Annotated in this window: 4 protein-coding genes; 3 read left to right on the forward strand and 1 reads right to left on the reverse strand. The window is 57.5% G+C overall.

Annotated features, from left to right (window positions below):
* Window positions 1–369 precede the first annotated feature (369 nt).
* The 3 genes from M8523_RS35805 (at window position 370) to M8523_RS35815 (ending at window position 2,710) form a co-directional block, all read left to right on the forward strand.
* The gene (locus M8523_RS35805; RefSeq protein WP_282589564.1) at window positions 370–1,452 is read left to right on the forward strand and encodes a sensor histidine kinase; all 1,083 of its coding nucleotides are present in this window, start codon (window positions 370–372) and stop codon (window positions 1,450–1,452) included.
* Between the two features lie 146 nt (window positions 1,453–1,598).
* Window positions 1,599–2,267 (forward strand): chemotaxis protein CheB, encoded by a 669-nt coding sequence (locus M8523_RS35810; protein WP_282589565.1) that lies wholly within the window; start codon window positions 1,599–1,601, stop codon window positions 2,265–2,267.
* 35 nt (window positions 2,268–2,302) lie between these two features.
* A complete protein-coding gene (locus tag M8523_RS35815) occupies window positions 2,303–2,710 on the forward strand; it encodes a helix-turn-helix domain-containing protein (RefSeq protein WP_282589566.1) in 408 nt (135 codons plus the stop codon).
* A gap of 380 nt (window positions 2,711–3,090) precedes the next feature.
* Here M8523_RS35815 and M8523_RS35820 read toward each other — a convergent pair.
* A partial coding sequence (locus M8523_RS35820; protein WP_282589567.1) for a response regulator occupies window positions 3,091–4,506 on the reverse strand: 1,416 nt, incomplete at its 5' end.

The raw sequence follows: 4,506 nt of genomic DNA on the forward strand, positions 1-4,506 counted from the left end.
CACGATGACCCTCGACCGCAAGCATCGGGCCGCCAAACTGGCCGAAATCCAAGCGCGTCCGTGAATAGGGCCGGTTAATTCACTGGCCAGATTTGCCCGCAAGAATCCACCGCCATGAAACGATGTATAGTGCAAATCTGAATACCTAATATGCGTTTTCGAATAGACCACATTCACATTGCCTGCAGAACATTGAAATAGTGGTATAATTTACATTTTTAGTGCATTCAATATTGCATCGGACTTGCACGAATAATCTTGCAGATTAACGTAATCACAGCATTATGTCTGTATATGGCACGGATTTTAATATGTGCACGACGGAGGGCCCGGCTCCGCGAGCCTCCGGTTTCCCAGCATGAGGCGACGATGACGGCACGTTCGGAGGCGCATCTTGGCTTCGACCTCGCGACCGCGGTGATTGTTGCCTCGACCAATCCAGTCATGATTCTCGACAACGATTTGAACATTATCGCAGTCAGCACGTCCTTTTGCCACGCATTCCGTGTCGATCCTGCGGGTGTCTCTGGCCAGTCCATTTTTGCGATTGGAGACGGCGAATGGAATGAACCTCGTCTGCGCTCATTGCTGACCGGAACACTTACGTCGGGGCTCAGGGTCGATGATTACGAGATGGATCTTCGGAGCAAGCAGCAGGGCACGCGTCGTTTAGTGCTGAACGCCAATAGGCTCGATTATGTCGACAAAGATAATGTGCGACTTCTGCTGAGCATCAACGACGTGACCGAACTCCGCGAAGCCGAAAGAATCAAAGACAACTTGATGCGTGACAAAGAAAATCTTGTTCGCGAAATGCAGCATCGGATTGCCAATAGCCTCCAGATTATCGCAAGCCTGATCATGAATGGTGCGAGGAAGGTGCAGTCCGTGGAAACAAGGGGGCACTTGCAGGCCGCACATGACCGGGTCATATCCATCGCTGCCGTCCAGCAACATCTGGCAGCGTCCGGAAATGATACAGTCAAGCTTCGGTCCTACTTCACACAGCTTGCCCAAAGCATTTCAGCATCCATGATAGACGATCCAGATCGGGTTTCGATAGATATCCTTGTCGATGAAAGCATCGTAGATGACGATACGTCTGTGCGACTTGGACTGGTTGTCACGGAGCTTGTCATCAACGCGATCAAGCACGCATTCCCTTCTGGACGTCACGGTCGAATACGAATCGACTACCAGTCTCAAGGACCCAATTGGACGCTGGGCGTCGACGATGATGGTGTTGGAATGCCATCTGCCGACGATAGGATCGAGGCTGGGCTTGGCTCAAGTATCATTGAGGCGATCGCCAAGCAGTTGAACGCCCGCATCACGGTGGCCGACGCCCATCCTGGGACAAAGATCTCACTCAATCACTCTCTTATAACCTTACTGGATTCCGATAGGAATATTATCAGACTGCACGACGCAGGCTGGTCTAGAATGCCATAACCAGAGGGCCTGTCGCACCTCTTGGCGTAAGTCACAGAGGGGACGCAAGCGGTTCCGCCGTCAGGCTTTGTTACGGGAAATCCCGAAGCAGACTGCCAACAGCCGGTTCCGCTCGCGGAGAAGGCCGCAATTCGGAATTTGGCCCAATGGTTCCGCCCTCTCCGCTGAGTTGGATTTCGGAAATGGAAGATTATCCTGCACCCTGGTTCGTCGCCATCGGCGCATCGGGTGGCAAAGGTCTTTCCGACATTCAGGCGATCTTGAGCCTGCTGCCCAGAGCCCTCAAAGCTATCGTCCTTATCGTGCTGCATCGTCCTTGGGACCACCTCAGTCATTTGCAGGAAGTTCTAGCGCGCGCCTCCCTTATGCCGGTTCGCACTGCGGCTAACGGCACTCTGTTGGAGATGGGCAATGCCTATATCGGGGCGCCTGGCGATCACCTGACGCTTGCCGCCGGCGGGTTCGGCGTGCTGGTGTCTGATCCTTTTCGAAAACACCGCAACCGCACGATCGATCTGCTGTTTCGCTCCGTTGCGGCGCATGGCGGCAATCGCATGATCGGCGTGGTGCTCTCAGGAGCGCTGGACGACGGCGCGCGTGGATTAACGGCACTTCATGAGGCTGGTGGGCTTTCCATGGTTCTCACGCCAACCGAGCCGCCGGACTGTGGTATGCCTGAGAATGCGATCAACTATGACGGCCCCATCGACCGGATTGGGAACCCTTCCGACATCGCATTGGCCATCTGCGAAGCGGTGAGCGGCAAGGATCGAAAGTCAAACCGCCGATCAGCGCGTGAATGTAGATGCCCATGAACAGCGCAACTGCTTGACCCTGGAGGGGTCTCAATGTGACGCCAGTCGACCTGAATGCGCGCGTTCGGAATATCGGCCGTGACCCAGGGGCCTGGCGTCCACGCGCCATTGTCCGGCTGAAGGGGCGAGACCTCGGCCGCCAGCATGATTTCCATGTGTTATCCTACCGCAACATGGCCGTGCTGCTGGACGGGTGGTCACCGCGCATGAAAGCGGCGCTTCTCGACACGGCCTACATGCATGGCGTCATAGTGAAAGCGATTCTAAGTCCAGCGCGACACCAGGAGGTCAATCTCGCCCGTCAGGAATTGATGGCGCGTCTGCGAGCCTCTTTCGGTCTCAGCATCGGCAAAATTGGAGCGATCCTCAAACGAGACCGCAAGACAGTGATCCATGGCATCCGGCGCCATCTCGAACACGCCTCCAAGGGAGGGCACCCCTGAATGCCACTCGGCAGTATCGCGAGCGAAGTCCTTCGCGTTCTCCGCGCCACTGGCCCTCATAGGGTTATGGCAATGCGGCATGAATCAAATTGGCGAAGCCTCTGTAGTATGAGCCTGCCGCGCCGTGCTGAACTCCTCCAGCACAGCCTCTGTTCCGGAGATCGAACCAGAGGGCGGCGATCTGCGTGAAGAAGCTGGATGTTGGCACCGTCGCGCTTTCTGCGGCCACGGCAACAAGGCGCCGCCGTTCGTCTACAATCCCGTCGCAAAGCGTCACGATCTTGTCTCGAACCATGACGAATGAACCCCAGTGGGCCAGCGCCTCACCGGAACCTACGCAAAGCCGGAGATTAGGTTTCGAATCCGTCTTGGTGTTGGGATCAGTCAGCCGCGTCGCTCTTCGCCAGCAACGACGCCACCTGATCAATAAGCTGGTTCCGATGGACCGGCTTTCGCATAAGGCTGAAGGAGCCACCAAGAGTCAGCAAAGGTGCGTCGCCGACATAGCCTGTCAGCAGGACCGCAGGTAAACCGGGCCTCTGGGACTGCGCTGCGCGGATCAAAGAAATTCCGTCGAGCCCTGGCATCGAGAGATCCGATACCAGGATGTCAACCAACACGCCCGTCTTGAGCACATCAAGTGCTTCCGCAGCATCACCGGCCTGAATCACGTCATAGCCGGCATCCTCAAGCAGGTCGGAAATGACGTTCCGCACCATCGCTTGGTCATCTACCAACAGTATCGACGATCTCTTGACATCGATTAAGATTATCGCCTCGTCATGCGTCGGGGCGACCTCAATCTTCCGAACGCCCGTCGACGGAAGCAGTAGTGTTACTGTCGTGCCCTCCCCAGGCGCGCTGATGATCGTCAAAGCTCCACCGGACTGTTCGGCAAAGCTGTTCGCCATGGCGAGACCTAGACCGGTGCCCTTCCCCACTGGCTTCGTCGTGAAGAAGGGTCCGGTGGCGCGGGCCAGCGTGGTCGCATCCATGCCTGCGCCCGAGTCGTGGACCGAAATGCGGACATAGGTCTCCGCCAGACGGCCAGACTCGACGTCGACGTCCGCCATAAGCTCATCGTTTTGCGCCGAGATCGTGAGAGTGCCGCCATCGGGCATCGCATCGCCAGCGTTGGTCGTGATGTTGATCAGCACCGTTTCCAACTTACTCCGGTCGACCAGCACCGAGGGCAGCCCCTCCACGAGGTCCATGACCAAGCTGACCTGTCCTCCGAGCGTATGCGTGATCACCTCGCGCATCCCGTCGAGCAACGCTCGGACGTCGATCAACTCGGGCAGCAACCCATCCTGGCGCGCGAATGCGAGAAGGCGTTGGGTCACGCAATGGCCACGATGAGCGGCTTCCTCCATGACCCGCGCCATGCGTTCGACATCCGCGACATCGCCTGATTTTTCCTGGATCGCGCCCGCGTAGGCCGAGATGACTTGGAGGATGTTGTTGAAGTCGTGCGCCATGCCGCCGGCCAGTTGGCCAAGCGCAGCCATTTTTTCGGCCTGGGCCAGACGCATGAGCGCGGCCTTGTGGGTTTGAACTTCCTCCTGAATACGCACTTCAAGATGCTCGTTCAGACGGCGCAGTTTCTCGTCGCTCTCGACCATCGCCAGGAGTGCCTCTCGTCGCATCCGGGAGAGCGACAAGTTCGCACGGACGCGCGCCTGCAGTTCCTGCGCCGAGAACGGTTTGGTGACGTAGTCATCAGCCCCGAGATCCAGCCCTTCGACACGGTCCGCGTCTCGCGCTCGCGCGGAGAGAAGGATCACCGGAATGTCCCT

Origin of the sequence: Lichenifustis flavocetrariae (assembly GCF_026130545.1) — a bacterium.
Lineage (GTDB): Bacteria > Pseudomonadota > Alphaproteobacteria > Rhizobiales > Beijerinckiaceae > Lichenihabitans > Lichenihabitans flavocetrariae.